General features: G+C 73.7%; 28 protein-coding genes and 1 pseudogene. 16 read left to right on the forward strand and 13 right to left on the reverse strand.

Features of this window, described 5'->3' with window-relative positions:
- The first annotated feature begins 40 nt into the window (after nucleotides 1–40).
- The 4 genes from ABZU69_RS30065 (at nucleotide 41) to ABZU69_RS30080 (ending at nucleotide 3,074) form a co-directional block, all read left to right on the forward strand.
- Nucleotides 41–703 carry a uridine kinase gene (locus ABZU69_RS30065; protein ID WP_354967679.1) on the forward strand — a complete coding sequence of 221 codons (663 nt, stop codon included), beginning with the start codon at nucleotides 41–43 and terminating at the stop codon, nucleotides 701–703.
- 324 nt (nucleotides 704–1,027) lie between these two features.
- Complete coding sequence (locus ABZU69_RS30070) at nucleotides 1,028–1,426, forward strand: TraR/DksA C4-type zinc finger protein (protein ID WP_089021162.1); 399 nt, start codon at nucleotides 1,028–1,030, stop codon at nucleotides 1,424–1,426.
- Between the two features lie 48 nt (nucleotides 1,427–1,474).
- A complete protein-coding gene (locus ABZU69_RS30075; RefSeq protein ID WP_354967680.1) occupies nucleotides 1,475–2,347 on the forward strand; it encodes a DUF72 domain-containing protein in 873 nt (290 codons plus the stop codon).
- 298 nt (nucleotides 2,348–2,645) lie between these two features.
- Entirely contained in the window at nucleotides 2,646–3,074 is a 429-nt protein-coding gene (locus ABZU69_RS30080) for a DUF2267 domain-containing protein (protein ID WP_354967681.1), read from the forward strand.
- 77 nt (nucleotides 3,075–3,151) lie between these two features.
- Here ABZU69_RS30080 and ABZU69_RS30085 read toward each other — a convergent pair.
- Nucleotides 3,152–3,559: pseudogene (locus ABZU69_RS30085) on the reverse strand (DUF72 domain-containing protein); the annotation flags it as partial.
- 158 nt (nucleotides 3,560–3,717) lie between these two features.
- Here ABZU69_RS30085 and ABZU69_RS30090 point away from each other — a divergent pair.
- Nucleotides 3,718–4,023 (forward strand): hypothetical protein, encoded by a 306-nt coding sequence (locus ABZU69_RS30090; RefSeq protein ID WP_354967682.1) that lies wholly within the window; start codon nucleotides 3,718–3,720, stop codon nucleotides 4,021–4,023.
- A gap of 10 nt (nucleotides 4,024–4,033) precedes the next feature.
- On the forward strand, nucleotides 4,034–5,308 hold the full coding sequence (locus ABZU69_RS30095; protein ID WP_354967683.1) for a cupin domain-containing protein: 1,275 nt from the start codon (nucleotides 4,034–4,036) through the stop codon (nucleotides 5,306–5,308).
- A gap of 47 nt (nucleotides 5,309–5,355) precedes the next feature.
- Here ABZU69_RS30095 and ABZU69_RS30100 read toward each other — a convergent pair whose 3' ends face one another.
- The 5 genes from ABZU69_RS30100 to ABZU69_RS30120 all read right to left on the reverse strand — a co-directional run bounded on the left by ABZU69_RS30100 (nucleotide 5,356) and on the right by ABZU69_RS30120 (nucleotide 10,511).
- Complete coding sequence (locus ABZU69_RS30100) at nucleotides 5,356–6,021, reverse strand: hypothetical protein (protein WP_354967684.1); 666 nt, start codon at nucleotides 6,019–6,021, stop codon at nucleotides 5,356–5,358.
- A complete protein-coding gene (locus tag ABZU69_RS30105) occupies nucleotides 6,018–8,693 on the reverse strand; it encodes an FtsK/SpoIIIE domain-containing protein (RefSeq protein ID WP_354967685.1) in 2,676 nt (891 codons plus the stop codon). Before ABZU69_RS30105 ends, ABZU69_RS30100 begins: the two co-directional genes overlap by 4 nt.
- Complete coding sequence (locus ABZU69_RS30110; protein WP_354967686.1) at nucleotides 8,686–9,699, reverse strand: hypothetical protein; 1,014 nt, start codon at nucleotides 9,697–9,699, stop codon at nucleotides 8,686–8,688. The genes ABZU69_RS30105 and ABZU69_RS30110 overlap by 8 nt, the downstream gene beginning before the upstream one ends.
- A 6-nt stretch (nucleotides 9,700–9,705) precedes the next feature.
- A complete protein-coding gene (locus ABZU69_RS30115; protein ID WP_030504016.1) occupies nucleotides 9,706–9,966 on the reverse strand; it encodes a hypothetical protein in 261 nt (86 codons plus the stop codon).
- A 152-nt stretch (nucleotides 9,967–10,118) separates the two neighbouring features.
- Complete coding sequence (locus ABZU69_RS30120) at nucleotides 10,119–10,511, reverse strand: hypothetical protein (protein ID WP_354967687.1); 393 nt, start codon at nucleotides 10,509–10,511, stop codon at nucleotides 10,119–10,121.
- Nucleotides 10,512–10,651: 140 nt separating this feature from the next.
- Between ABZU69_RS30120 and ABZU69_RS30125 the strand changes: the two genes are divergently transcribed.
- The 3 genes from ABZU69_RS30125 to ABZU69_RS30135 are packed head-to-tail and all read left to right on the forward strand — an operon-like array spanning nucleotide 10,652 to nucleotide 13,766.
- Nucleotides 10,652–13,207, forward strand: coding sequence for an ATP-dependent Clp protease ATP-binding subunit (locus tag ABZU69_RS30125; RefSeq protein WP_354967688.1), 2,556 nt, complete (start codon nucleotides 10,652–10,654; stop codon nucleotides 13,205–13,207).
- Nucleotides 13,204–13,416, forward strand: a complete 213-nt coding sequence (locus tag ABZU69_RS30130) for a hypothetical protein (protein WP_354967689.1) — start codon at nucleotides 13,204–13,206, stop codon at nucleotides 13,414–13,416. Before ABZU69_RS30125 ends, ABZU69_RS30130 begins: the two co-directional genes overlap by 4 nt.
- Nucleotides 13,416–13,766 (forward strand): DUF3140 domain-containing protein, encoded by a 351-nt coding sequence (locus ABZU69_RS30135; protein WP_354967690.1) that lies wholly within the window; start codon nucleotides 13,416–13,418, stop codon nucleotides 13,764–13,766. Before ABZU69_RS30130 ends, ABZU69_RS30135 begins: the two co-directional genes overlap by 1 nt.
- A 59-nt stretch (nucleotides 13,767–13,825) precedes the next feature.
- Here ABZU69_RS30135 and ABZU69_RS30140 read toward each other — a convergent pair whose 3' ends face one another.
- The 3 genes from ABZU69_RS30140 to ABZU69_RS30150 all read right to left on the reverse strand — a co-directional run bounded on the left by ABZU69_RS30140 (nucleotide 13,826) and on the right by ABZU69_RS30150 (nucleotide 15,745).
- Entirely contained in the window at nucleotides 13,826–14,068 is a 243-nt protein-coding gene (locus ABZU69_RS30140) for a hypothetical protein (RefSeq protein WP_354967712.1), read from the reverse strand.
- 28 nt (nucleotides 14,069–14,096) lie between these two features.
- Nucleotides 14,097–15,056 (reverse strand): LysR family transcriptional regulator, encoded by a 960-nt coding sequence (locus tag ABZU69_RS30145; protein WP_354967691.1) that lies wholly within the window; start codon nucleotides 15,054–15,056, stop codon nucleotides 14,097–14,099.
- 86 nt (nucleotides 15,057–15,142) lie between these two features.
- Nucleotides 15,143–15,745, reverse strand: a complete 603-nt coding sequence (locus ABZU69_RS30150) for a hemerythrin domain-containing protein (protein ID WP_354967692.1) — start codon at nucleotides 15,743–15,745, stop codon at nucleotides 15,143–15,145.
- Nucleotides 15,746–15,919: 174 nt separating this feature from the next.
- Here ABZU69_RS30150 and ABZU69_RS30155 point away from each other — a divergent pair, with 174 nt between their 5' ends.
- Nucleotides 15,920–17,248, forward strand: a complete 1,329-nt coding sequence (locus tag ABZU69_RS30155) for a M20/M25/M40 family metallo-hydrolase (protein WP_354967693.1) — start codon at nucleotides 15,920–15,922, stop codon at nucleotides 17,246–17,248.
- A gap of 58 nt (nucleotides 17,249–17,306) precedes the next feature.
- Nucleotides 17,307–17,975 (forward strand): hypothetical protein, encoded by a 669-nt coding sequence (locus tag ABZU69_RS30160; protein ID WP_354967694.1) that lies wholly within the window; start codon nucleotides 17,307–17,309, stop codon nucleotides 17,973–17,975.
- Nucleotides 17,976–18,046: 71 nt separating this feature from the next.
- On the opposite strand, the gene ABZU69_RS30165 is transcribed toward ABZU69_RS30160, so the two are convergent.
- From ABZU69_RS30165 to ABZU69_RS30175, 3 genes are all read right to left on the reverse strand, one after another.
- On the reverse strand, nucleotides 18,047–18,238 hold the full coding sequence (locus tag ABZU69_RS30165) for a DUF5703 family protein (RefSeq protein ID WP_089021145.1): 192 nt from the start codon (nucleotides 18,236–18,238) through the stop codon (nucleotides 18,047–18,049).
- Nucleotides 18,239–18,350: 112 nt separating this feature from the next.
- Nucleotides 18,351–19,115: an SseB family protein gene (locus tag ABZU69_RS30170; protein ID WP_354967695.1), complete on the reverse strand. Its 765-nt coding sequence runs from the start codon at nucleotides 19,113–19,115 to the stop codon at nucleotides 18,351–18,353.
- Complete coding sequence (locus tag ABZU69_RS30175) at nucleotides 19,112–19,531, reverse strand: YbaB/EbfC family nucleoid-associated protein (protein ID WP_354967696.1); 420 nt, start codon at nucleotides 19,529–19,531, stop codon at nucleotides 19,112–19,114. The genes ABZU69_RS30170 and ABZU69_RS30175 overlap by 4 nt, the downstream gene beginning before the upstream one ends.
- Before the next feature lie 93 nt (nucleotides 19,532–19,624).
- Between ABZU69_RS30175 and ABZU69_RS30180 the strand changes: the two genes are divergently transcribed.
- Genes ABZU69_RS30180 through ABZU69_RS30190 form a run of 3 tightly spaced genes read left to right on the forward strand, consistent with a single transcriptional unit; the run spans nucleotide 19,625 to nucleotide 21,953 of the window.
- Nucleotides 19,625–19,957 (forward strand): hypothetical protein, encoded by a 333-nt coding sequence (locus ABZU69_RS30180; protein ID WP_354967697.1) that lies wholly within the window; start codon nucleotides 19,625–19,627, stop codon nucleotides 19,955–19,957.
- Nucleotides 19,954–21,015: a WXG100 family type VII secretion target gene (locus ABZU69_RS30185; protein WP_354967698.1), complete on the forward strand. Its 1,062-nt coding sequence runs from the start codon at nucleotides 19,954–19,956 to the stop codon at nucleotides 21,013–21,015. The genes ABZU69_RS30180 and ABZU69_RS30185 overlap by 4 nt, the downstream gene beginning before the upstream one ends.
- 20 nt (nucleotides 21,016–21,035) lie before the next feature.
- Nucleotides 21,036–21,953, forward strand: coding sequence for a hypothetical protein (locus tag ABZU69_RS30190; RefSeq protein WP_354967699.1), 918 nt, complete (start codon nucleotides 21,036–21,038; stop codon nucleotides 21,951–21,953).
- Nucleotides 21,954–21,986: 33 nt separating this feature from the next.
- Here ABZU69_RS30190 and ABZU69_RS30195 read toward each other — a convergent pair whose 3' ends face one another.
- On the reverse strand, nucleotides 21,987–22,958 hold the full coding sequence (locus ABZU69_RS30195; protein ID WP_354967700.1) for an aldo/keto reductase: 972 nt from the start codon (nucleotides 22,956–22,958) through the stop codon (nucleotides 21,987–21,989).
- Nucleotides 22,959–23,145: 187 nt separating this feature from the next.
- Here ABZU69_RS30195 and ABZU69_RS30200 point away from each other — a divergent pair, with 187 nt between their 5' ends.
- Both ABZU69_RS30200 and ABZU69_RS30205 read left to right on the forward strand, forming a co-directional pair.
- On the forward strand, nucleotides 23,146–24,198 hold the full coding sequence (locus ABZU69_RS30200) for an LLM class F420-dependent oxidoreductase (RefSeq protein WP_354967701.1): 1,053 nt from the start codon (nucleotides 23,146–23,148) through the stop codon (nucleotides 24,196–24,198).
- On the forward strand, nucleotides 24,195–25,031 hold the full coding sequence (locus ABZU69_RS30205; RefSeq protein ID WP_354967702.1) for an undecaprenyl-diphosphate phosphatase: 837 nt from the start codon (nucleotides 24,195–24,197) through the stop codon (nucleotides 25,029–25,031). The genes ABZU69_RS30200 and ABZU69_RS30205 overlap by 4 nt, the downstream gene beginning before the upstream one ends.
- Nucleotides 25,032–25,579 lie beyond the last annotated feature (548 nt).

The raw sequence follows: 25,579 nt of genomic DNA on the forward strand, positions 1-25,579 counted from the left end.
GGCGCCGGCGTCCCGCCCGGCCCGGGGCAGGATGGTCAGGGTGCGCATCCGCCCCATCTCGCCCGACCTGCTCGTCACCGAGCTGACCGGCCGGCTGACCGACGCCGCGACCCACGCCGCGACCGCCGCCGCCGGGCCCGCGCGCCTGCGCGTGGCGGTGGACGGCGCCCCCGCCGCCGGCCCGGACGAGCTGGCCGCCGCGCTGGTCGAACCGTTGCGCGCCCGGGGCCGTCCGGTGCTGCACGTACGCGCCACCGACTTCCTCCGTCCCGCGTCGCTGCGCTTCGAACTCGGCCGGACCAACCCGGACGCCTACTACGAGGGCTGGGTGGACGAGGCCGGATTGCGCCGGGAGGTCCTCGACCCGGCCGGCCCCAGCGGCACCGGGCGGCTGCTCCCCTCGCTCTGGGACGCCGTCGCCGACCGGGCCAGCCGCGCCCGCTACGTCGACCTGCCGCCGGGCGGCGTGGTCCTCGTCAGCGGCGCGCTGCTGCTCGGCGGCGGCCTGCCCTTCGACATCACCATCCACCTGGAGCTGTCCGCCGCGGCGCTGCGCCGACGTACCGAACCGGCCCAGGACTGGACCCTGCCGGCCTTCGACCGGTACGCCGAGGAGGTCGTCCCGGCCAGCTTCGCCGATGTGGTGGTGCGGGCCGACGACCCCCGCCGCCCGGCACTCGTGGAGCCCGGCGCCGACGCCTGACAACCGGCGGCCGCGGCACCTCATCGCTGTCCGGCTGCCACGCGCCCTTGCTTCCTCGGCCCAACCTCGTGCCAGCCCAACACGCTCACGAGCGTTATACCTCAGAGTCATAGATATACCTCAGAGGTATAACGCTCGCGGACGTTGCCGCCGCCGGCCCGGAGTCTCGGTCAAATTCGCCGGTTTGCTCGACTGCCCGGGCGGGTACTCGCCCGGCTCACAGAGCGCGGGTGACCGCCCGCGCACCAGATGCGACCGTGACCGGGGCCAGGTGCCGCCGGCATCCCGGTTCACCTAGACCAGGCCCAGGAAAGGCAGGCAGCGATGCTCGTCCACGACACGGTCGGTACGGGCCGTTCCCAGGCGGAGATCGATGAGATCCGGCTCTCCCTCCAGGCGCGCTACGACGAGCTGTCCGCGGAGTACGAGCAGGCCGTGCTGCAGAGCCAGGTGCTGCGGCTGGTGGAGGTCGGTGACACCGCGGGTGACGACCAGGCCGACAGCGGCACCAAGACGGCCGAGCGCGACACCGCGCAGTCCCTGTTGCGCACCATCCTCGACCGCCGCGCCCAGTACGAGCACGCCCTCGCCCGGCTCGCGGAGGGCACCTACGGCTGGTGTGAAGGCTGCTCGGCGGCGATCCCCGTGGAGCGGCTGGAGATCTTCCCGTCCGCCACCACCTGCGTGGCCTGCAAGCAGACCCGCGAGCGGCGGGCGGCCTGAGCGACGCCAGCGGTTGCCGGTCGGTCCACGACGCGATGGACTCCACCCATGGGTGACATCCTCGTGGGAACCGCGTCCTGGACCGACCGCACGCTGCTGGACTCGGGCTGGTATCCGCAGACCGCGGACACGCCGGAGAAGCGGCTGGCGTACTACGCCCGGCAGTTTCCGCTGGTCGAGGTGGACGCCACCTACTACTCGCCGCCCGCCGAGGCGACCGCATGGCTCTGGGCCGAGCGCACCCCGGCCGGCTTCACGTTCAACATCAAGGCGTTCAGCCTGCTGACCGGTCATCCCACCCGGGTCAGCGCGCTCTACAAGGACCTGCGCCCGGAGACCGACAAAAAGAACATCTACCCCGACGACCTGCCCGCGCAGGCGTACGAGGAGGTGTGGACGCGCTTCCTGTCCGCGTTGGACCCGCTGGTCGAGGCGGGCAAGCTGGGAGCGCTGCTGTTCCAGTTCCCGCCCTGGTTCACCATCAAGCGGGACAACAAGCAGTACCTGCTAGAGGTGGCGAAGCGCTGCGCGCCGCTGCGGCCGGTCTACGAGTTCCGCCACGCCTCCTGGTTCGACGGCGCCAACGCCGACGAGACGCTCGCCTTCCTGCGGGAGCACCGGCTGCCGTACGTCTGTGTGGACATGCCGCAGGGCCATCGCTCGTCGTTGCCCCCGGTGCTGGCCGCGACCGCGGACCTCGCCGTGATGCGCTTCCACGGCCACAGCGACAAGTGGACCAGCAAGGACATCCACGAGAAGTTCGGCTACCACTACTCCAAACGGGAGCTGGCCGACTGGGCGCCGAAGCTGCGCGAGCTGGCCGACGAGGCCGGGCAGACGCACGTGCTCATGAACAACTGCTACCGCGACTACGCGCAGACGAACGCGAAGACCCTCGCCGGGCTGCTCGGCACGGACTGACCGGCGTCGTCCGGCTCACCCGTTCCGGGTGGGGCCGGGTCACCCACCGGACGGGCAGGCTGGCAGGTGCGTGCGGTCGTGACGGCGGCCGGCGCCGGAGACGACACGGAGGTGACGGGGATGACGGTTCGACTGGTGGCGGATAGACGGCGTGGTGCCGTCCTGCACGTGGTCGGTACGGCCGACAACGCCCGGCGCGCGCCGCAGGGCAGTCCGATACGGGCCCGACGCGGCCCGGCGGGGCCGCCACGGCGCAGGGACGACCAGCGGTGGGACACCGCGGAACGGGGGTCGACCGATGGCTGACACGATGATCTCGGCGTTCGAGTCCTCGCTGGACAAGACGAACCTCATCCTCAAGGACATCGAGAACGCCTACGGCTGGCCGAAGGACCGCCGCAACCAGTCGTACGCGGCGTTGCGCACGGTGCTGCACCTGCTGCGGGACCGGCTGCCGGTGAACGAGAGCGTGGAGTTCGCCCAGCAGCTGCCGATCCTGGTCCGGGGGATCTACTTCGACGGCTGGAACCCCTCGGACGTCCCGATCAAGCTCAACCGGGACGACTTCCTCTACGAGGTGCGCCAAGGATTCCCGTACGACGTCGAGGGCGGTCCGGAGCGGGTGACGCAGGTGGTGCTCGACACCCTGCGCCGGCACGTCACCCAGGGCGAATGGCAGGACGTCAAGGACACCATGCCCAAGGACCTGGCCCGGATGCTGCCGTGACGCCGTGAGCCCGCCCGACGACCGTCGGGCGGGTTCAGCCGTGCGGGGCGGCTACCGCGTCCGTCGGCGGTGCGTGGTTCCACCGCCACCCGCACGTCGGCCGGAAACAGCCGCAGCGTCGCGTCGAGCGCGTCGACGTTCGCCGGCAGGTTCGGTGGCAGTTGCAGCAGCACCGGGCCGAGCCGGTCACCGAGCGCGGTCGCCCGGCCGAGGAACCGGGCCACCGGCTCGGCCGGGTCACGTAGTCGCTTGATGTGGGTCAGGTAGCGGCTCATCTTCACCGCCACGCAGAAGTCGTCCGGTGTCCGGGCCCGCCAAGCGGCGAAGGTGTCCCGCTCGGGCAGCCGGTAGAAGGCGTTGTTGACCTCGACGGTGGCGAACCCGGCCGAGAAGTGCTCCAACCAGAGCCGCTGCGGCAGCCCCTCCGGATAGAAGCGGCCGCGCCAGTCCCGGTACTGCCAGCCGGACGTGCCCACCAGGATCACCCCTGCATCCTGGCACCGATCCGCGCCGCCCGGTGAACCGCCCGTGTCGCCCCGGTTCGGCGTCTACGGTGTGGGTTAGAGAAGATCGCGCGTGGGGTACCACCCGCAGCACGACGAACCCCGGCGTACGGCGGGGCGGCACACCCGAGGGAGTACCGATGGCACTCAACGATGACGACATGCAGACCACGGGCGGCGGCGGCCTGGAGGGCCCGGCCGACGGCGGTGCGACCCCGGGTCGCCAGGACGGTGGCGCGGATGGTGGCGCGGAGGGCCCGGCCGACGGCGGTGCCACTCCGGGTCGCCAGGACGGTGGCGCGGATGGTGGCGCGGAGGGCCCGGCCGACGGCGGTGCGACCCCGGGTCGCCAGGACGGTGGCGCGGATGGTGGCGCGGAGGGCCCGGCCGACGGCGGTGCGACCCCCGGCCAGCAGGACGGTGGCGCCGACGGCGGCGCGCGGTGACGGCAGCGTCATGACACGTCTCGACCCGCCGGGCGGCCACGGTCGCCCGGCGGTTCCGTCCGTGCGCTCCGCCGCCGCGCTGGCCCGCTGCGTCTCGGTCGAACCGGCCAAGTTCGCCGCCGCGCACTGGGGCCACACCCCGCTGCTGTCCCGCGCCGCCGAGCTGCCCGACCCGGCCGGCTTCACCGACCTGTTCAGCCCCGCCGACGCCGACGAGCTGCTCAGCCGGCGCGGTCTGCGTACCCCCTTCCTGCGCGTCGCCAGGGACGGGCAGCTCGTCCCGGCGGCGCGCTGGACCGGCGGTGGCGGCGCCGGCGCGGAGATCGGCGACCAGGTGCTCGACGAGCGTGTCCTGGAGCAGTACGCCTCCGGCGCCACCCTGGTGCTGCAGGGCCTGCACCGGATGTGGCCGCCGCTGATCGACTTCGCCCGCGACCTGGGCCTCGCGTTGAGCCAACCGTTGCAGATCAACGCCTACCTCACCCCCGCGGGCAGCCAGGGCTTCGCCACCCACTACGACACCCACGACGTGTTCGTGCTCCAGGTCGACGGTCGCAAGCACTGGCGAATCCACCCGCCGGTGCTGCCCGACCCACTGGAGAAGCAGCCCTGGGGCGGCCGCGCCGACGAGGTCGGCGCCACCGCGCAGGGCCCCGCCGCGCTGGACGTGGTGCTCGCCCCCGGCGACGCGCTCTACCTGCCGCGCGGCTGGCTGCACAGCGCGCAGGCGCAGGAGGCCAGCTCCCTGCACCTGACCATCGGCATCCGCGCGCTGACCCGTTACGCCCTGGTCGAGGAGCTGCTCACCCTCGCAGCCGAGGACCAGCGGCTGCGGGCGAGCCTGCCGTTCGGCACCGACGTCGCCGACCCGGACGCCATCGAACCGGAGCTGACCGAGACGGTGGAGGCGCTACGGGACTGGCTGCTGCGCGTCGATCCGGGCGCCGTCGCCGCGCGGCTACGGCAGCGGGCCTGGCCGGCCGCCCGCCCGGCGCCGATCCGGCCGCTCGCGCAGGCCGGCGCGCTGGCCGCACTGGACGCCGACTCCCTGCTCACCCTGCGCCCGGGCCTACGCTGGCAGCTCGGGCCGCACGGGACGGACACGGTGGCGCTGCGGCTGTTCGACCGCACCATCACCCTGCCCGCCGACTGCGAGCCGGCGGTCCGCGTCCTGCTCAGCGGCGCGGTCACCCGGGTTGGCGACCTGCCCGGGCTGCCCGACGACGCCGACCGGGTCACCCTGGCCCGCCGCCTGCTGCGCGAGGCCGTGCTGGTCCCGGCCTGAACGCGAACCGCCGGGGGCACCAGCCCGGTCGGGCCGGCCTGGTCGGGTCAGCGGCCGAGCACCAGCAGCAGCGCGGTGGTGAGCAGGCCGGCGCCGAGCACCACGGTGATCGGCCGGGGCCCGAGCACCGCGTGCCGGCGGTCCGCCGCCATTCGCGCCGGCACCAGGCCGACCAGTGGCCCCAGGAGGGTCACCACCAGCGCCAGCACCGGCATCCCGACCGCGAGGTCGCCGCCGTACCCGAGGCCGAGCGCACGCGCGCCGGCGCCCAGCGCGTACGCCAGCACCGCGCCGGCCACCCCGCAGAGCGCCAGCAGCGGGTTGACCGAGCCGGGCAGCTCACCCGGCTGGCCGGCCCGGTCGAGCAGGTCACGGGCCCGGCTGAGCAGCAGCACCGGGTCCGTCGCGCCACCGTCGACCGGGGTGGGCGGGCCACCGAGGCGACGGGCGCCGGCGCCGAGCCGCTCCCGCAACTGCTGCCACAGGTGCGCCACCTCCGCGTCCACCCGTTCCTGCTGCTCGCGCGCCGCGACCAGCTCCTCCTCGGCGCGCCGCACCTGCTCGGCGGCGTCGGCGACAGCCCGGTCGGCCGCCGCGCACTGCCGGTCGTACCACGTGTGCGCCTCGGCGCGCTGTTCGCGCACCCGGGCGGTCAGCTCCGCCAGTCGCCGCAGCTGGGCCGCGTACGTCTCACTGGCCACCGGTTGGTTCATCGTGACGGTCCATAGGGGATGATCACTTGCCCGGTGCGGTGCACCGCCCGGTCGAAGAAGAGCCCCCGCCACGGGCGGGGATACCAGTCCGGGCCGCCGGTGCCCGGATAGAGCGAGGCGCCCAGCTCGCCGCCGTGCGCGTCCAGCGCCACCCAGGCGCCGATCTGGTCGGTGCGCGCGGCCGGCCCGCCCAGGTCGGCGCGCATCCGGGCCACCCCCCGCCACCAGGCCAGCACGTGGGTCCGCCGTTCCGGCCCGTCGTGCAGGACCCGGCGCAGCTGCTCCAGGCCGGTCCGGCTGCCTGCCCGCGCGGCCAACGCCCCGGCCGCCGCGTCCACGGCGAACAGCAGCAGGTAGTGCGGGCTGCCGGGGCCGGCCAGCCGATCGGCCGTCTCGGCCATCAGCTCACCGACGGTCTCCTCGTCGTACCAGGCGGCGTCGTCGGCAAGGTCGTCGTAGAGAGCGCGGGCCATCGGGTCGGCGTCGGGGTCCAGACAGGCGATGGAGAACCGGGCCGTGCCGGGCGGATGTTGGCGGGCCAGCGACCGGGCGGCAGCGTCCAGCACCGCGCACGCTTCGTCCACCCGGGTGCCCAGCACCGCGAGGTTGCGCCCGGGGGCGCGCGGCAGCCGCAGCGCCGCCGAGCGGGCCTGCACGTCGATGATCTCGCCGAGCAGGGCCACCGGGCTGCGCGGCGCGGTCCCGTCGGCAGGAGCGGCGAGCGCCCGGAAGTCGGGGGCCTCCGCCAGCCGGGGGACCGCGTCGCCGTCGAAGAGCCGGGCCGGCGCCGCGTCGGACGGGCGCATCCGCCACAGCCGGTTCTGCAGTCCGCTCCACGTGTCCCAGTCGCTGGCCGCCGGGATCCGGGCGATCTCGTTGCCCTCCACCATGCCCGACTCGGCGTTGACCACCGCGTGCCAGCGGGGCAGCGACTGCGCCGCGTCGTTGCGCTCGGCCAGGATCCGTAACGCCTTGGGCAGCGCGATGCGCAGGGCGAACTGGGCGACCAGCGCCGGGCGGCCCCACAACGCCTCGATGCCGCGCACGTCCTGCGAGGCGAGCACCAGGTGGATGCCCTGCGACCGGCCGCGCCGGGCCAGGTCCTCCAGCAGGTCCGCCGCCTCCCGGGCGACCACGTCCCGGCCGGCCAGCAGCATCTGGAACTCGTCGACCACCGCGACGATCCGCGGCCAGTGCCCCGTCGGGTCGACCGCGCGCAGCTCGGCCAGCTTGGTCACCTCGTGCTTCTTGGCCGCGTCGGCCCGCCGGCGCAGCTCCTCGGCGAGGAACCGCAGCAGCGCCAGCCCGAACTCCCGGTCGGTGTTCACGTTGATCCCGACCAACCGCATGTGCGGCAGCCAGCTCGGGTCGCGCCGGCCCTTCGCGAACCGCGCGAAGGACACCCCCTCCTTGAAGTCCAGCAGGTAGAACTCCAGCTCGGCGGGGGAGTAGCGGGCCGCCAGCGCGCCGATCCAGGCGAAGATCAGGTTGGTCTTGCCGGTGCCGGACGGCCCGCCGATCAGCGCGTGCGGCGGGTAGTCGCCCAGCGTCAACCGCACCGGCCGGCCCTGCGGGCCCTCGCCGATGGGGGCGGTCAGCCCGGCGGCGGAGTCCTCCCGCCACATCAGCTCCGGCGCAGGCAGCAGGTCGGCGAACGGTGCCGGCGGCGGGCCGGCGTTCACCCGCGCGGCAGCCTCCCGGCAGGTCTCGGTGACCAGCGCCGCCGGTGGAGGCGGGTCCAGCCGCACCGGCAGGCCGGACGGACCGCCGATCCGGGCGCCGGACGCCTCGGCGACCACCCGGGTCACCGTCAGGTCCTCCGGCAGCGGCACGCCACGGACCACCAGGTGCACACCGCACGCCGCGCCGGCCCGCACCACCCGGTCGAGCTGCCCGCGCTCGTGCCGGTTCAGCTCGTCGCCGCCGAGCAGCACCGCCACCCGCCACGGTTCCGGGCGGCGGCCGGTCGCCGTGGCCAGCTCCCGCAGTGAGCCGTACTCGCCGGCCAGCACGGTCTCGTTGATCCGGCGGATCTGCTCGACGAGGCCGTCCAGGAGGGGGCCCAGCCCGCCGGGGCCGACGAAGGTGAGCAGCCCCGCCGTGCCCAGCGGGGCGAACCCGGCCAGGCCGCCGCCGAGGTGCTCGGGGTCGTACCCGATCAGCCGTACCGCGCCCGGGTCGGCGCGGCCGACGGCCCGCAGCAGCAGCGCGGCCACCACCGCGTCGCAGCCGGCGCGGTCGTCCCCGGAGAGGTGCACGTGCCCGGCGTCGAGCAGTGGTACCAGCGCGGGCACCGGGTCGACGTCGTCGATCCGGACCGTGCCGACACGCAGCGCACCGGGCGACTCGGCCCGGCGGGTGGGCGTCGGTGTCCACTGCGGCCAGTCGGCGCCGGCGCAGCCGGGCGCCTCCCGACGGGCGGCGTCAGCGGCGTGGCGGGCCAGCTCGGCGATCCGGGCGGCGTGCCGGGCGTCGATCTCGGCCAGCCGGTGGTCCCGCTGGCCGCCGACCCGATCCGGTACGGCGGCGGCCGCCCGGCGCACCCGGGCCAGGCGGTCCCGCGCGGCGGTCAGCTCCGCCTGTGCCGCGGACAGCCGGGTACGGGTGGCGCCCAGAGCCTCGGCGAGGGTGCCCCGGACCCGGGCGGCCAGTTGGCCGCGCCGGTCAGCCATCGGAGCTCCGGCGTCGCTGCGGCGCCGGCGCGTCCCGCCACGGGCCGCCGCCCGCGCGCGGCGGCCCAGCGGCGTGCTGCCGGCCGGCATCGCGGAGCTGTGGGCCCGCACCACCGGGGCGTTGCCCCGCGCCGACCGGCTGCCCGGCGGCCGCGGCCTGCGGGCCGGCGGCGGTGGGCAGGTCCCAGCCGAGCCGGGCGAGCAGCAGCCCGGTCGCCACGCCGGCCGTCACCGCGGAGTCGGCGGCGTGCGGCGGCTCGCCGGAACCGCGCGGCGGCGGCATCCGGCAGACCCGGGTCAGCAGCGTCTCCAGCACCGGCGGCGGCAGCCCGGGCAGCAGGTCGCGGACGCGTCCGTCCAGCTCCCCGCGCAACCGGCCGAGGTCGGCGGCGCGGGGCGGGTGGCCCAGCAGCTCGCCGGCCAGCTCGCGCAGCAGCGGCGGCGCCAGCGCCGCCATCCCCAGGCCCACGTCGGCCGGGGCGCGGCGCAGCTCGGTGCGCAGCCGGTCCCGGTCGCCGGCGCGCACCCCGCGTACCACCCGGCGCAGCAACTCCTGGGAGTCGTCCAGCCGTTCGTCGGGCTCGTCGGCGCCGCCCTCGCCTCCACCGGTCAGCTCCGCCACCCGCACCGACCACCAGCGGCGCAGCCGGACCTGCTCGGCCGGCTCCGGCGCGACGGTGGCGGGCCCGCCGGGCGGCGGCGCGTCGTGCCGGGGTTCGCGTTGTTGCGGGCGTGGCGGCGGCGCGCCGTCCGCGGCCAGCCCGATCGCGGCCAGGTACGCCGACAGCTGCTCCTGCGCCACCCGCAGCGCGTAACCGGCGGTCTCGGCATGCTCGGTGGCGGCGGACAGCTCGGGCACGCCCATCGGGTTGGCCGACTCCTGTCGTACCCAGCGCAGCCGCTCCGCGGCCAGGCCGAACTTCTCCAGCGCCTGCCCGAGCAGGGCCACCGGGAACTCCTCGCTGGCGGCACGGACCTGCCCACCGACGTCCTCGATGATGGACATGGCGGCCTACAGCGTGGCGACGTAGAGCTGCGCCTGCTCCACCGCGACCAGTGTCGCGGCGAGACACTCCTCCAGCTCCTGGCTGGCCTGTGTCAGCGAGGCCTGGGCCGCCTCCACCGTCTCGTGCCCGCTGCCCTCCAGCGCGCCGGCCAGGGTCTGCTGTGCCTCGGCCAGCTTCTCGCCGGCCGCCTGCACGGCTGTCTGCCCGTCACCGATCTGTTGGAGGGCGACATCGATGGCAGCCTTCAGCTCGGCGACGCTCGCCACGGCGGAACCTCCTGGGGGCGGGGAGAGTTCCATTAGAGCCTATCGGCGTCCGCGGGAGAACATCCGCCCTGTCGGTGTTCCTGCCCCCCCGTCCCGTTGCGGACCGGATGCGCCGGGAGTCCATTCTGTGGGAGTCCCAGTGCGAGAGCCTCTCAGGTGTTCGCCGGCGTGTCGCGTAGCCAGCGTGGCCCGTACACCTCGGCGCCTAGGGCGGTGACCCGGTCGCGCAGCTCCCGGTCGGCGGTGACCACCAGCCGGCGGCGCCCCGGGGCAGCCTCGACCAGGTCGACCACGGTGTCGTCACCCGAGCCGGGCGCCGAGGCCACCCGCACCGTGTCGGTGCCGGGCACGTCCCGCGCGGCCCCCTCGACCACCAGCACCACCTCCACCGGGGCGGCCAGCCGGTCCGGCAGGCCGGAAGAGGCCACCGGCGCCAGCGAGTCACGCAGCCGGGCGGCGGCCCCGGCCCGGTCCCGCCACCACCCGTTCGGGCGCGAACCCACCACGTTGGCGCCGTCCACGATCAGCAGCGGGGTCTCATCCATCCCGTCAGCCTGCCACCACCGGCGGCCGCCCGCCCGACGCCACTCCCACAACGGCGGTGCGCCGCCACGTGCGGCGTTTGTCGGCACGCGCGTCGGGTAGCCCCTGGCGACCGTGCCGCACCCAACTGCGGAGGACAGACATGATGGGACCCGGCGACCTCGGCTCCGACCCGTGGGACGAATTCCTGGCCCGGTACTTCGGCCGGGGTGAGGGAGGACGCCGACCTGCGCACCGGGTCGACATCACCCGGCTGATGACGGCCGACGCGCGGGAGATGCTGGCCGACGCGGCCCGGCGGGCCGCGCAACGGCAGAGCAGCGACCTGGACACCGACCATCTGCTCTGGGCGGCGCTGCAACGCGAACCCCTGCGTGACCTGGTACGCCGGGCCGGCGCCGACCCGGACACCCTGCTCAACGCGCTCGGCGGGCGGGGCGACGGCGCGCCCCGCGGCGAGGTGCCACCCAACCTGTCGCTGACGCCGGCGGCCAAGCGGGCGCTGCTCGACGCCCACCAGCTGTCCCGGGCGATGGGCGCGAACTACATCGGCCCCGAGCATATCCTGATGGCGCTGCCGCTCAACCCGGAGTCGCCGGCCGGGCGGATGCTGGCGGCCGGCCGGATCCAGCCGGAGTCGTTGCAGGCCGCCAACGCCGAGCGCGGCCCGATGACGGGGCCGAAGCCGGACCGGGGCACCCCCACGCTGGACCAGTACGGGCAGGACCTCACCGACCTGGCCCGCGCCGACCAGATTGACCCGGTGATCGGACGCGCCGACGAGATCGAGCAGGCCGTGGAGATCCTGTCCCGGCGTACCAAGAACAACCCGGTCCTGATCGGTGAGGCCGGCGTCGGTAAGACCGCCATCGTCGAGGGCCTGGCCGAGCGGATCTGCGACGGGGACGTGCCGCAGACCCTGCTCGGCAAGCGGGTGGTGCAGCTCGACCTGGCCGGCCTGGTCGCCGGCACCCGATACCGGGGTGACTTCGAGGAGCGGCTGAAGAAGGTGATCGACGAGATCCGGGCGCACCGCGACGAGCTGATCATCTTCATGGACGAGATCCACACCCTGGTCGGGGCCGGTGGCGCCGGCAGCGAGGGCGGCATGGACGCGTCCAACATGCTCAAGCCGGCGCTGGCCCGCGGCGAGCTGCGGGTGATCGGCGCGACGACGCTGGACGAATACCGAAAGAGCATCGAGAAGGATGCCGCGCTGGCCCGGCGCTTCCAGCCGGTGCTGGTGCCCGAGCCGAGCGTCGACGACACCATCGCCATCCTGCGCGGGCTCCGCGACCGGTACGAGGCCCACCACCAGGTGCGGTTCACCGACGAGGCGCTGGTCGCCGCCGCCGAGCTGTCCGACCGGTACGTCACCGACCGGTTCCTGCCGGACAAGGCCATCGACCTGATCGACCAGGCCGGCGCCCGGGTCCGGCTGCGCACCCGCACCCCCGCCTCCGACGTGCGGGAGCTGGAGCAGCAGCTCGACGACGTACGCAGGGACAAGGAACAGGCCGTCGCCGACGAGCAGTACGAGCGGGCGTCCACGTTGCGCGACCGGATCGCCGAGCTGGAGGAGCAGGTGCGCCGCGCGAGCGGCGACGAGGGCGCCTCCTCGCAGGTGCCGGAGGTGGGTCCGCAGGAGATCGCCGAGGTGGTCTCCCGGGCCACCGGCATCCCGGTCAGCCAGCTTACCGAGGAGGAACGGGACCGGCTGCTGCGCCTGGAGGGTCAGCTGCACCAGAAGGTGGTCGGTCAGGACGACGCGGTCACCGCGGTCGCCGAGGCGGTGCGCCGCTCCCGTGCCGGGCTGGCCGACCCGGAGCGGCCGATGGGCAGCTTCCTGTTCCTCGGCCCGACCGGCGTCGGCAAGACCGAGCTGGCCCGCGCCCTGGCCGAGGCCTTGTTCGGCGAGGCGGACCGGATGGTCCGGGTGGACATGAGCGAGTTCCAGGAGCGACACACGGTCAGCCGGCTGGTGGGCGCCCCGCCCGGGTACGTCGGCTACGAGGAGGCCGGCCAGCTCACCGAGGCGGTGCGCCGCCGCCCGTACGCGGTGGTGCTGCTCGACGAGATCGAGAAGGCCCATCCGGACGTGTTCAACATCCTGCTCCAGGTGCTGGACGACGGGCGGCTGACCGACAGCCAGGGCCGCACGGTGAACTTCAAGAACACCGTACTGATCATGACGAGCAACCTCGGCTCCGAGCTGATCACCGGCGCTCAGCGCAGCGTCGGGTTCGGCACCGGCGCGCCGGGCAGCGAGCAGGAGAGCGACGAGCTGCGCGAGCGGCTGATGCGCCGCCTACAGGAGAACTTCCGCCCGGAGTTCCTCAACCGGATCGACGAGGTCATCATCTTCCGCCGGCTGGAGGCCGAGCAGCTGCGTCAGATCACCGGGCTGCTGCTGGAGGAGACCCGCCGCCGGCTGCACGCCCAGGACATCCAGGTGGACTTCACCGCCGCCGGCGTCGACTGGCTCGCCGAGCACGGCTACCAGCCGGAATTCGGCGCCCGCCCACTGCGCCGGGTGATCCAGCGGGAGGTGGACAACCACCTGTCCCGGATGCTGCTGGAGTCGGCGATCTCACCCGGGCAGAAGGTCACTGTGGACGCCCGCGAGGGCGCGCTCACCTTCGACGTGACCGCGGGTGAGCGGGGGTACACCGCTGCCACGACCACACACCCGCGATGAGCGGGGCCGCGCGACGGCCGGAACCCAAGGAACCGCACGAGCCCGCGGAGGCCGCGGAATCCCGGGACGAGGACGACCATCCCCATCCGATCCTGGCGCCGCCCACCGCGAACCCCAGGAGGACGCGGGTGCCGCCGGAGGGCCTGCATCCGAAGACCGACGAGGGGGACCCGGAGACGTCCGGGCCGCCGCCCGGAGAGGAGACCTGATGGCACGCGAGACTCGCATCGACCCCGAGGTGGAGGTGCTCTGGGATGACTTCCACGCCGAGGTCAACGTCCCGTCTGCGCAGCTGCGCAGTTGGCTGCTGACCCGTGGTTCCGGCGAAGAGTCGTTCGGGCCGAACCCGGACCTCGACCTGCCCCAGCCGGGCCGGGAGATCCTCAAGGTGCTGGCCAAGCGCAAGGTCGACCTCACCCCGGAGGACATCGAGGTGATGCAGGACGCGGTCGACCGGATCCGCGAGCTGATGGACGCCAAGCCGCCGCGCGGCAACGCCGACGACGAGTGGCGGCACTCCTTGCTCGACCTGGGCCACGACCCCCTCGTCGAACGCTGAGCGGTGCACGCTCGACGGTGCCGTCCCGGGCAGGGACGGCACCGTCGCGTCGAGCCTGGTCAGGCCTGATCGGGTTCCAGGCTGCCGATGGTCAGCCCGACCGCGTCGGCGGCGGCGTCCCGCTCGCCGCGGCTCCGTTCCTCGCGGCTGAGCAGGTTGGCGTACTCGGCGATGTCGGCCGGGTCGGGCACGTCCGGCAGCCGGCGCAGGAACGCCTCCGTCTCGCGGATGGCGGCGGTGTGCGCGGCGGCCGCCTGGTGGAGCAGGTCCCGGTCGCCGGTGGGCGGGTAGACGTCGGTCATGTCCGCCAGATACCCCACCAACGGTGGATCAGACCCGGCTGGGCTGTTGGACGCCGAACCCGGGATTGCGCAGCAGCCAGGCCAGGTAGCTGGGGTGGGGGGCCAGTGAGTCGGTGTACGCGGCCTTGGCCGTCTCCAGCACCAGCTCCGCCCCCTGGGCGGCGGGCGAGTCCGGGTGCCAGCCCAGCAGCAGCCGCCAGCGCAGCGGTATCCCGGCCAGCCGTCGGGTGACCAGCCCGTCCACCGGGCGGAACGTCGCCTGACACAGGGCCACCGCCTCACCGGCGTCCACCAGGTCGACGCAGCCCCGCACGTCGGTCTCGTACACCTTGCGGGGGGTGAAGCCGGCGCGGGCGCAGGCGGCGGCGAAGCAGCCGTCGCCCGGCGCAGCCACCCACTGCTCGTGGCGCAGGTCGCCCAACCGCACCTCGTCGCGCGCCGCGAGGGGATGGGTCTCCGGCAGCAGCACCAGCACCGGGTCGACGGCCACCTCCCGCCAGCTCAACCCGAACTCGGCCGACGGGACGGCGTCACCGCACACCCCGGTGAGCGCGAAATCCAACCGGCCGCCGGCCACCAACTGCGCCAACTCGTCCACCGACCAGGACGCGTACGTGGTGATCTGCGCGGGCGGCTGCTCGGCGGCCAGCCGGTGCACCAACCGCCCCAGGATCGGGCTGTTCACCCCGCCGAACCGGTACCAGCGCGGCGCCTCCCCGCCGCCGGCCAGCCGGGCCGCCTCGTCCTGCAGGCCCTTCATCGCCGGCAGCAGCACCCGGGCCCGGGCCAGCACCAGCTCACCGAGCGCGGTGGGCCGCGCGCCGCGGCGGTCCCGGTCGAACAGCGGCCCGCCCAGTGTCCGCTCGATCCGCTGGAGCTGGGCGGTGAGCGCCGGCTGGGCCAGGCCGAGCGCCGACGCCGCCTTGGTCACGCTCCCCGTCTCCGCGATCGCGCAGACCACCCGTAGGTGTCGCAGCTCCAGGTTCATACCGTGACGGTAGGACTACGCCGCAGTCGGCGGAAGGGTCCGGACGGATCGGTGAGGCTGAATGCATCGGTGGGTGTCGCCGCTCCTCAGCCGCGCGGTGGCTCCGGCAGGTCCGCCATGTACGTCGGCCGGCCGGTCACCGCGTCGCGTACCTTGTCCACCACTCCCACCGCCGGCTCGACGATCCGGTTCCACGGCGGCGTGGCCGGGGTGCCCGGGTGCGGTCGGGTCGGCGCCGCCTCCTCGGCGATCTCCAGCCGGTTGCCCAGCCGGATCAGCTCCTCCTCGGTGGCCACCGCGCGCAGCTCCGCGACGAGCGCGCCGACCCCGTGCACGTGTCGGCGAACCCGCTCGGCGACCTCGGTCAGCGTCTCGTCGCTCAGCGCCTTGAGGGCGCCCAGCAGCGCGGCGTCGGCGTTGATCTCGGCGTCCACCCGCTCGGCCGCGTCCGGTAGCGCGGCGCGCACCGCCGGCAGCAGGTACTGCTCCTCCGCGGAGAGGTGCCGCGACAACGCGGCGGTGAGCACCGCGAGCCCGTCCTGCGGCGCGGCGTCCGTGTCGGTCAACTGGTCCAGCAACGCCAGCAGTTGCCGGTGCTCCTGGTCCACGATGTCGGCGATGCTGCGTCCGCCGGGCCGGTAGCCCTCCTCGGGCGTGGGCGGCAGCGGCGGCAGGGAAACGGCGGACATGGTGCCCTCCTCGACTGGCGGGCGGAAGCTCCGGCAGGGGACGTGCGGTCGTGGGCGGCGGTACCCGAAGGCGGGCCCGGCGAAACCGTCTCCCGTATCCGCCGCCCTGAATGCCCGGCCCACCTCGGCCGGTGCGCCGGCCCGCCGGCCAGCTCGGGCTGGTATGAAGAGGCGATGACGAGCGATGCCGCCCCCGCCCGACCGGAACCCACCGCAGAGGTCGTGGACCTCTGCCGCGACCTGCTGCGTATCGACACCACCAACACGGGGGACAACGACACCAGCGTCGGTGAGCGCCGTGCGGCCGAGTACGTGGCGGAGAAGCTCGCCGAGGTGGGCCTGGAGTCCGTGCTGCACGAGTCCGCGCCGGGCCGGGCGAACGTGGTGGCCCGGATCCCCGGCACCGACCCGAGCCGGGGTGCGCTGCTGGTGCACGGCCACCTGGACGTGGTGCCCGCCGACGCCGACGAGTGGTCGGTGCACCCCTTCTCCGGCGAACTGCGCGACGGCTACCTGTGGGGTCGGGGCGCCATCGACATGAAGGACTTCGACGCCATGGTGCTGGCCGTGGTGCGGCACTGGCAGCGCACCGGCGTACGGCCCCCGCGCGACATCGTGCTGGCGTACACCGCCGACGAGGAGGCGGGCAGCGACTACGGCGCGCGTTACCTGGTGGACAACCACCGGGAGCTCTTCGACGGCTGCACCGAGGCGATCGGTGAGGTCGGTGGTTTCTCGTACTCGGTGAACGACAGCCAGCGGCTCTACCTCATCGAGACCGCGGAGAAGGGCATCGACTGGCTGCGGCTGCACGCCAAGGGGCGTCCCGGGCACGGCTCGATGGTGCACGACGACAACGCGGTCACCGCGCTCGCCGAGGCGGTGGCCCGGATCGGTCGGCACCGTTTCCCGGTGGTGGTCACCGACACCGTGCGGGCCTTCCTGGAGGAGGTCTCGGACCTGCTCGGCATCGAGCTGGACCCGGAGGACCCGGAGACGGCCATCGCCAAGCTCGGCCCGATCGCCAACATCATCGGCGCGACCATCCGCAACACGGCGAACCCGACCCGCTTGGCCGCCGGTTACAAGGACAACGTGATCCCCGGCCGGGCCACCGCCACCATCGACTGCCGCAGTCTGCCCGGCCAGTCCGAGCTGCTGGAGCGCCAACTGCGCGAGCTGGTCGGCCCGGACATCGCGATCGAGTACGTGCAGCGGCAGCCGGCGCTGGAGACCACCTTCGACGGTGACCTGGTCGAGGCCATGTCGGCGGCGCTGCGCGCCGAGGACCCGGGCGCGCGGCCGGTGCCGTACATGCTCTCCGGCGGCACCGACGCCAAGGCGTTCTCGCAGCTCGGCATCCGCTGCTTCGGGTTCGCCCCGCTGCGTCTGCCCGCCGACCTGAACTTCTCCGCGTTGTTCCACGGCATCGACGAGCGCGTTCCGGTCGACGGACTACAGTTCGGCGTGCGGGTACTCGACCGGTTCCTCCGCACCTGCTAGCCGTGTCCGGTAGCCGCACCCGGCTCGGACCCTCCCCATCGTGAAGGGACTGCCCCACATGACCGACCAGCATGGTGAGCTGGACGCCGCTCTCGAGCGGGTGATCGAAGCGGCCCGCCACCACCTGGCCGCCGTACGTGCCGCACAGGGCCGCGTCGACGACGACGACGTCTGGCAGGCGTACGTGGCTTTGAACAACGCGTCCTACGCGTACGACGAGCGGCTGCTCGACGCCTTCGGCGAGGTGACGCCGTGGGACGTCGACTCGATCGACCCGGACGAGGCCGACGAGCGCTTCGGCGGCGCCGAGGCAGGCGAGGCCAGCGACCCGCACCCCCGGGTGATCTCGGTGCGCCAGCGCCGCGACTACCGGGTGCCGAGCATCTCCGCGCTGCTGCGGGTGGCCGAGGCGGCCCGCCGCGAGGGCACCCCGGAGGACGACGAGCCGGCGCCGGTGGAGGGTGTCGGTGAGGCGGTGCTGGAGCTGCTGCAGAGCGGCGACGGCTCGCTCGGCGCGCTGGACGTCCCCGAGCTGGAGCCGCTCGACGGGGTGGTCATGGTCAGCGAGGTGGGCACCCCGGTCGACCTGGAGTCGTTCGACGACGACGACGCGGTCGGCCCGTTCCAGCCGGCGGCCGACGACCGGCTGGTCGGCCGCCTCGACGAGCACCCGTTCCTGGAGCTCGACGACGACCACGACCACGACCACGCCGGCCATCAGCACTAGGCCGTGACACGCCCGGGGCCCGACCGATCACGGCCGGGCCCCGGGCGTCGCGCCCCCGGCCCGACCGGGCGTCAGTACGACAGGCCCGGCTGCGGCTGGTTGGCCCGTCGCCGACGCAGCACCACCTGCCGGGTGCCGTCCCGGAACAGCCGCACCCGGGCCAACTCCCATCCGGAGAACTCCGCCTGGATCGCCAACTGCGCCGCGGCGGTCAACCGGTCGACGTTCGGCGGCAACCGCAGCGGCGCGTATTCGTAGTCCATGCCACCCATGCTGCCCAGCCCAGCGGCCGTTCGCCACCCCCGGCGGGGTGACCAAGGCCGCTGCCGTGCGTGGTTCGTGCCGCCCTGGGCGCCCGCCGCCTGATCCCTGCCGCTACCCCGCCGGGGCGTTCGCCGTGAGCAGGGCGGCCAGCGCCAGCGCGGCCAGGGTGACCGCCCGAGTGCTGCCCACGTCCACCGCCAGCCCCCACGACTCGTCCGGCCAGTCCTCGAGCAGCTCGGCGCAGGGCAGCGCGACGAACGGCACGCCGTCCCCGGCGAACGCGGCAAGGGCCTGCGGGGAGGTGAAGACCGGCAGCAGGGGCGCGCCCGTCGCATCGCCGACCACCGTCCACGGGAAGTTGCCGTCCGCTGCCGGTTCCCCGGCCAGCGGCACGCACACCATGGCGCCGGCCAGCACGCCGAGGTATCCGGGCAGGTCGCGTCGGTCGGCGGCCGCGGCGAGCAGCGCCACCACCCCCGGCTCCGCCGCCTCGGTCGGCGCCGGCCCGGGGGTGACCGGCCGCACCTCCGAGGTGGGGCGGGTGGCCGGTGGCACGGGTCGGCAGGAGAGCGCGCCCGGGGCGTCGGTCAGCACCTCGGCGGCCGTACGGGTCACCACCATGCTGAGCCGGTCCAACTGCTCCGGGGTGCGCGGCGACTCGTACCACCAGTGCGCGTCGCCGGTCGGGCGGCGCCAGCCGAGCGCGGCCAGGCGTGCCTCGTCGTAGCCGGGGCAGAGCGCCCGAACCACGTCGCGGCGTACCAGCAGCCGGATCCCCCGCGCCGCGGCGGTGAGCTCCAGGTCGGTGTCGCGGTCGCAGCGGGCAACGGTGTCCCGTAGTCGCACGACGATCTCCGGCCAGGTCGGCGAGGTCACGCCGGTGAACCCGGCAGGCGGTCGTCCAGCCGCCCGAGCCGGCCGATGGTCTCCTCCAGGCGCCCCAGTGCCGAGAAGTCACCGGGCTTGCCGAACAGGTCGGTCAGGCCCGCGCCGAGCTCGACGCCCAACCCCTCGGTGCGCTCCTCGACCCGCTCGGTGGCCGCCGTGCGGGCCCGCTGGTACGCCTCGAGCACCAGCTCCGCCAACCCCTCGGTGCCGGCGCGCAGCGCGGCGGGCGCAAGGTTGAGGCCGGTGAGCACGCCGGTGGCGTCGACGGTCGCGGAGACCAGGCCACTCTCGTCGCTCGCGGTGCCGGACAGGTCGGCCAGGTCGTCGCCCAGGCCCGCGAACCGGCGTTCGATGTCGGCGATCCGTCCGGCGAGCGCGTCGAACGCGGACATCGGGTCAGTCATGAGATTCCTCCCCCGTGGACCGTGCACCGGGGTGGTGCCCGACGGTCGGGGAATCGTATCGTCGGTGCGCTGAACACACGGGGGAGGAACGGCATGGCGCCGGACATCGAGGTCGACGTGCAGGCGGTCCGTCGACTGGAGACAGCCGCGAAGCGGGTCGCCAGCTCGCTGGCGGCGCTGGAGAGTCAGATCGTCTCGGCCGGTGACGTGCCGTCGGACGCCTTCGGTCATCTGCCGTTCGCCAGCGACATGCTCCGCGGCAAGTACGCCGAGCAGGTCGCCGGTGGCGTGGAGCTGTTCGGCGCGGCCAACGCCGCGTTCGGCCGGGTCGCCAGCGCGCTGGCCGACACGGTCGAGACGTACGAGCGCAACGAGCAGGACCTCGACGGCGGGTTCAAGGCCATCCAGGCGGGGCTGCCCGGATGAGCGGGCCGGCAGGCAGCGCCGTCCAGCTGTGGAACGGCCTCGACAACGCACTCTCCGGCGTGGAGGCCGCGGTCGACAGCGTCTGCCGCACTCTCGCCTGGCCACTCATCCAGCTCGTCGACATGGTCGACGGCGAGCCCGCCGTGCTGCGCGCGAAGGCCGCCGAGTGGGACGCGCTGGCCGGGCAGGTGCGCGACCTCGCGCAGGTGCACCGCGGCGACCGCGAGGCCGCGCAGCCCGGGTGGCGCTCGCCCGCCGGTGAGGCGTACGGGCAGCGGCTGGCCGAGGTGGAACAGCAACTGCTCGACGTCGCCGAGCAGTTCGCCGCCACCGCGGAGTATCTGCGCAGCGTCGCCGACGGTCTGCAGACCGTGCACGACGTGCTCGTCGACCTCTGCGTCGAGTTCGTGAACTTCCTGCTGGTGACGCTGGTGACGGCGTTGCTGATGGCGCCGTTCACCGCCGGGGCGTCCTGGGTGGCGGGCATGGGGGTCGCCGTGACCAGGGGCCTGATCGTGCTCACCCGCATGCTGAAGATCATCAGGCCGCTGGCGGCGCACCTGCAGAAGGTCATCCGCCTGCTCCAGCGGGTCATGCTGTACCTGCGCAAGCTGCGCAACCACCTCGACAAGCTCGTCGACATGCAGAAGAAGCTGCGCACCGGCCAGAAGTACGCCGACAAGCGGCGCGCCGCCGGCAAGGCCGACAAGTGGCACCACAAGGTCCTCGACCCGGCGAAGGGCACCTACAAGCTGGGCAAGTCGGGTTCACCGTTCGACATGGGCGCCCTGGAAAGGGCCGCCGCGCTACGGGCGCACGGCGTCGCCGACGGCGCCCGGGTGATCGCCCGGGACTGGGCGACCAACCTGCCGTGGAACGTGCCGAACTCCATCGTGCACGGCGTCACCTGGGGGTCCGTCGCCCTCACCAGCGGCCTCTCCGTTCCCGGCAGCGAGCAGGTCAGCGACCAGATCGACCAGGCGGTGCAGGGCGGTGCCGACTGGATCGACCAGAATGTCTTCGGGCAGCCGCCCGCGAACCAGCCGGCGGGCCGTTAGGCCGGTCGAGGAGGTAAGGCGTGACGTCAGGGGAGCGGGGCCGGCTCGGTCGGTTGACCGACGCGGTGCTCGGCGGTGCGCGGGCGGCCCGCGACAAGGCCCGCGAGCTGCGCGACGAGTTCCGCACCAGCGACGAGCCGGAACGCGCCCTGGTCGCACCGCTGCTGCCCGACCAGGAGGTCCGCTACGTCGGGCTGGCGCCTGTCCGGGCAGACGAGATGCACCGGACGGGCAGCCAGTTCGCCGACACGATGTCCGAGGCCGTGGCCGAGTCATTGGAACCCCGGGCGCTGTTCGGGCTGCTCAATATCGTCAACCCGGTGGTCTGGGTGGACGCCGTGCTGACACCGGTGCGGATCGCCGCGGGTGTCTTGCTGCTCCCCGGCAAGGCCGCCGCGCTCGCCGGCGGCGTCGCGGACGCGGCCGACCCGGACGCCGGCCTGCCGGCGCCGCGCCAGGGCGCCGAGCCCCGGCAACCGCTGCCGTTGACGCCCGAGCAGGAGGCCTTCCGGGCGCTGTTCCGGCTCAGCCAGTACCGCCCGCTGGCCGACCAGCTCGCCGAGATCGCCTACCGGCGCCGGTACGTCTTCAGCGGTGAGCTGGCCAGCCTCGCCGGCAGCCTGCTGCTCTTCCTGGAGCGCTACACCGGCACGCCGCTGGTGGTTACCGATACGCACCTGCACCTGCTGCGGATGGGCCGCCGCCCGGACGAGGGCCGGCCGGACCGCCGTCAGCCCCGGGTGCTGTGGAGCGTGGAGCGGCACCGGGTGACCCGCGTCGACTGCGACCACAGCGCCGCGCGACTGATGCAGTTCCCGTCCACCATCGGGTTCGACGACGGTTCCTGGATCCGGATCGTCAACCCGGCGACCCGGGACGACCAGGCACGATTCCTCGCCGCCGTCCGGGACATCCCCGGCCAGCGGCCGGCGATCTGAGGCGGACCCGCCCCGGGCGTGTGGCCGGGACTGCTAGCCGTCCCGCTCCGGGTAGCCCACCGGCACGGCGGAGACGTCGTCCAGGGCGGTGGTGATCTCCTCGGGCAGCGTGATCCGCTCGACCTGGAGCGCACCGAGCAGCTGCCCGACCGTGCGGGCGCCGAGGATCGGCGCGGTCACCCCGGGCCGGTCCCGGATCCAGGCCAGCGCCACCTCCAGCGGCGACACACCCAGCCCGCCGGCCGCGGTCGCCACCGCCTCCACGATGCTGGAGCAACGCGGCTCCAGGTACGTGGCGACGAACCGCTCGAAGTGCGGCGAGGCGGCCCGGGAGTCCGCTGGACGGCCATGGCGGTACTTGCCGGTGAGCACCCCCCGGCCCAGCGGCGACCACGGCAGCACGCCGAGGCCGAGCGCCTCGCAGGCGGGGAGCACCTCCCGCTCCACGCCCCGCTCCAGCAGCGAGTACTCCACCTGAGCGGCGACCACCGGCGCCCGGCCCGGCCAGGCGGTCTGCCAGGCGGCGGCCCGCGCGGTCTGCCAGCCGGAGAAGTTCGACACCCCGACATAGCGGACTTTTCCGCTGGCCACCGCGTGGTCCAGCGCGGCCAGGGTCTCCTCCAGCGGGGTGTCCGGGTCGTACCCGTGCACCTGGAACAGGTCCACATGGTCGGTGCCGAGCCGGCGCAGGGAGGCGTCCAGGGTGCGCAGCAGGTGCCCACGGGAGCCGTCGCGGCGCCGGCCGCTGCCCGGGCGCAACCCCGCCTTCGTGGCGATCAGCAGATCCTCGCGAGGAACGAGGGTGCCCAGCAGCGAGCCGATCACGGACTCGGCGTCCCCGTCGCCGTACACGTCGGCGGTGTCGATCAGGTTGCCGCCCGCGTCCAGGTAACTCTTCAGCTGGGCGGCCGCATCGTCGGCGTCGGTGTCCCGGCCCCACGTCATGGTGCCGAGCGCGAGCCGGGAAACCGCAAGCCCGCTTCGGCCGAGCGGTCGCTGTTGCATGGGTGAACCTTATTTCGAACCCGCCGCCACCGATATCCTCGCTCCCGTCATCTCTGCCGGTTCTGCCGGTTCCGCCGACGGCGGGTACCCCGACGGACGGGGGATCATTGGTGGCGAGCCGGTGATCGAGGCCGTAATCGGCATTGCGTAACCTGATGCGACCTGTGCCACGGATGGGGGAGGACCAGTGCGACTCGGGCTCAGCCTCGGATACCAGACGGCGTGGAGCACGCCAGCAGACCACCTGGCGCTGGCCCAGGAAGCGGACCGGCTCGGCTACTCGGTGGTGTGGGCCGCGGAGGCCTACGGCTCCGACTCGCCCAGCATGCTCGCCTGGATGGCCGGCCAGACCGAACGGATCGACGTGGGCGCCGCGGTGATGCAGATCCCGGCCCGTACGCCGGCTGCCACCGCGATGACCGCCGCCACCATCGACGCGCTCTCCGGCGGCCGGTTCCGGCTCGGCCTCGGCGTCTCCGGCCCGCAGGTCTCGGAGGGCTGGCACGGGGTGCGCTTCGCCAAGCCCCTGGCCCGGACCCGCGAGTTCGTGGACATCGTCAAGCTGGCCATCGCCCGCAAGGAGGTGGCGTACGACGGCGAGCACTACACACTGCCGCTGCCGGACGGCCCCGGCAAGGCGCTGCGGCTGGGCTTCCACCCGCCCCGCGAGCACATCCCGATCTACCTGGCCGCGGTCGGCCCGAAGAACCTGGAGCTGGCCGGCGAGATCGCCGACGGCTGGCTGGCCGTGTTCTACGCCCCGGAGTTCGCCGACGAGCATCTCGCCGCGGTCAGCGCCGGGCGGGCCAAGGTCGGCAAGGAACTGGCCGGCTTCGACGTGGTGCCCTCGGTGCCGGTGGTGGTCGGCGACGACGTGGCCTCCTGCGCCGAGCTGGTGCGCTGGTACGCCGCGCTCTACGTCGGCGGGATGGGCAGCCGGCAGCAGAACTTCTACAACCAGCTCGCCACCCGGATGGGCTACGGCGACGCCGCCCGCGAAGTGCAGGATCTGTACCTGGCCAAGCGGCAGCGTGACGCGGCCGCCGCGGTGCCGATGGAGTTCATCGACCGCACCTCACTGCTCGGCCCGAAGGAGCGCATCGCCGAGCGGATGCGGGAGTACGCCGCCGCGGGCGTCACCACGCTGTCGGTGACGCTGTTCGTGGCCGACCGGGACAGCGGTGTGCAGACCCTCCGTACCGTCGCCGAGGCGCTCGACCTCTCAGGAGTCGGCGAGTGACCTGGGTCGAGGCCATCGTCCTGGGCATCGTCCAGGGATTGACCGAGTTCCTTCCGGTCAGCTCGTCGGGGCATCTACGGATCACCTCGGCGATCTTCTTTGACCGCGACGCAGGCGCGTCGTTCACGGCGGTCACCCAGCTCGGCACCGAGGCCGCCGTGCTGATCTACTTCGCCAAGGACATCTGGCGGATCACCCGGACCTGGCTGGTCGGCATCAGGGACAAGTCGGTCCGTTCCAGCCTCGACTACCGGATGGGCTGGTACGTCATCGTCGGCTCGATCCCGATCGGGCTGTTCGGTTTCGTGTTCAAGGACCAGATCAAGACCGCCGGGCGAAACCTGTGGGTCGTCGCGACCACGCTGATCGTCTTCGCGTTCGTGCTGGCGTTCGCCGAGTACTGGGGGCGGCAGACCCGCACCCTGGAGAACTTCCGCATGAAGGACGGCGTGGTGATGGGCTTCGCCCAGGCCATGGCGCTGATCCCGGGGGTGTCCCGCTCCGGGGGCACGCTCACCGCCGGGCTGCTGCTCAACCTGACCCGGGAGGCGGCGGCGCGGTACTCGTTCCTGCTGGCCATCCCGGCGGTGGTCATGTCCGGCGTGTTCAGCCTCGGGGACGTCTTCGAACCGTCGGCCCCGGGCACGTCCGCACCCACCGTCGCCCAGATGATCGTGGCCACCGTGATCGCCTTCGGCATCGGGTACGCGGCCATCGCCTGGCTGCTCCGCTACGTCGCCCACCACACCCTGTACGTCTTCGTGCTGTACCGGGTCGCGCTGGGCACCCTTGTCCTCGCCCTGCTGCTGACCGGCACGATCACCGCCACCTGACCGACCGATCCGTCGACGGCCCCCACCACCGCCCTCCGGGCGAGGCGGGGGCCGTCCGCGTTCGCCCCACCCGCAGTCCAAGACTCCGTCGGCGGAAAGACAGCGCCGCCCCTGGCCGGTGGCTGGGGGCGGCGTTGGTGTCGGTGTGCAGGTCGCCTCTCGGCGAGTGGCGCGACGCGGTTCCAGCCGAACGGTATTCCGCGAGGGCGATATTAGGTGAGGCCCGGGGACACTGGATCACACCGACACTGTCCACAACCAGCCGCGGCCCGACCTTGTTCCCCCACCCGGCGCCCCCGCCGTGACCTGCGAATCTTGGACAGTTTCCGTTCGCGGGTGACGGGAACTGTCCAAGATCTGGTCGTGTCGTGGGTATGCCGCTGGCCGGCACCCCGGGTGGGGGTGCCGGCCAGCGGTCAGTGTGGTGCGGTGGGGTCAGCTGTTCCAGTGCTTGGCGACCAGGTCGGTGGCCTGCTGCTCCCACTGGGCGTAGGCATCCGGGTAGGCCGAGACCTGCACGGTCTGCGCGGCGTCGGTCAACGCCATGT

It is taken from the genome of Micromonospora sp. NPDC005206, assembly GCF_040608175.1.
Lineage (GTDB): Bacteria > Actinomycetota > Actinomycetes > Mycobacteriales > Micromonosporaceae > Micromonospora.

Bases quoted from the DNA above. Each gene is read 5' to 3' on its own strand.
- ABZU69_RS30185 (WP_354967698.1), top strand. From the start codon at position 19,954: ATGAGCGGGCCGGCAGGCAGCGCCGTCCAGCTGTGGAACGGCCTCGAC.
- ABZU69_RS30165 (WP_089021145.1), bottom strand. From the start codon at position 18,238: ATGGACTACGAATACGCGCCGCTGCGGTTGCCGCCGAACGTCGACCGG.
- ABZU69_RS30155 (WP_354967693.1), top strand. From the start codon at position 15,920: ATGACGAGCGATGCCGCCCCCGCCCGACCGGAACCCACCGCAGAGGTC.
- ABZU69_RS30120 (WP_354967687.1), bottom strand. From the start codon at position 10,511: ATGGATGAGACCCCGCTGCTGATCGTGGACGGCGCCAACGTGGTGGGT.
- ABZU69_RS30090 (WP_354967682.1), top strand. From the start codon at position 3,718: ATGGCACTCAACGATGACGACATGCAGACCACGGGCGGCGGCGGCCTG.
- ABZU69_RS30110 (WP_354967686.1), bottom strand. From the start codon at position 9,699: ATGTCCATCATCGAGGACGTCGGTGGGCAGGTCCGTGCCGCCAGCGAG.
- ABZU69_RS30100 (WP_354967684.1), bottom strand. From the start codon at position 6,021: ATGAACCAACCGGTGGCCAGTGAGACGTACGCGGCCCAGCTGCGGCGA.
- ABZU69_RS30130 (WP_354967689.1), top strand. From the start codon at position 13,204: ATGAGCGGGGCCGCGCGACGGCCGGAACCCAAGGAACCGCACGAGCCC.
- ABZU69_RS30080 (WP_354967681.1), top strand. From the start codon at position 2,646: ATGGCTGACACGATGATCTCGGCGTTCGAGTCCTCGCTGGACAAGACG.
- ABZU69_RS30125 (WP_354967688.1), top strand. From the start codon at position 10,652: ATGATGGGACCCGGCGACCTCGGCTCCGACCCGTGGGACGAATTCCTG.
- ABZU69_RS30145 (WP_354967691.1), bottom strand. From the start codon at position 15,056: ATGAACCTGGAGCTGCGACACCTACGGGTGGTCTGCGCGATCGCGGAG.
- ABZU69_RS30095 (WP_354967683.1), top strand. From the start codon at position 4,034: ATGACACGTCTCGACCCGCCGGGCGGCCACGGTCGCCCGGCGGTTCCG.
- ABZU69_RS30075 (WP_354967680.1), top strand. From the start codon at position 1,475: ATGGGTGACATCCTCGTGGGAACCGCGTCCTGGACCGACCGCACGCTG.
- ABZU69_RS30175 (WP_354967696.1), bottom strand. From the start codon at position 19,531: ATGACTGACCCGATGTCCGCGTTCGACGCGCTCGCCGGACGGATCGCC.
- ABZU69_RS30140 (WP_354967712.1), bottom strand. From the start codon at position 14,068: ATGACCGACGTCTACCCGCCCACCGGCGACCGGGACCTGCTCCACCAG.
- ABZU69_RS30135 (WP_354967690.1), top strand. From the start codon at position 13,416: ATGGCACGCGAGACTCGCATCGACCCCGAGGTGGAGGTGCTCTGGGAT.
- ABZU69_RS30150 (WP_354967692.1), bottom strand. From the start codon at position 15,745: ATGTCCGCCGTTTCCCTGCCGCCGCTGCCGCCCACGCCCGAGGAGGGC.
- ABZU69_RS30105 (WP_354967685.1), bottom strand. From the start codon at position 8,693: ATGGCTGACCGGCGCGGCCAACTGGCCGCCCGGGTCCGGGGCACCCTC.
- ABZU69_RS30180 (WP_354967697.1), top strand. From the start codon at position 19,625: ATGGCGCCGGACATCGAGGTCGACGTGCAGGCGGTCCGTCGACTGGAG.
- ABZU69_RS30160 (WP_354967694.1), top strand. From the start codon at position 17,307: ATGACCGACCAGCATGGTGAGCTGGACGCCGCTCTCGAGCGGGTGATC.
- ABZU69_RS30195 (WP_354967700.1), bottom strand. From the start codon at position 22,958: ATGCAACAGCGACCGCTCGGCCGAAGCGGGCTTGCGGTTTCCCGGCTC.
- ABZU69_RS30070 (WP_089021162.1), top strand. From the start codon at position 1,028: ATGCTCGTCCACGACACGGTCGGTACGGGCCGTTCCCAGGCGGAGATC.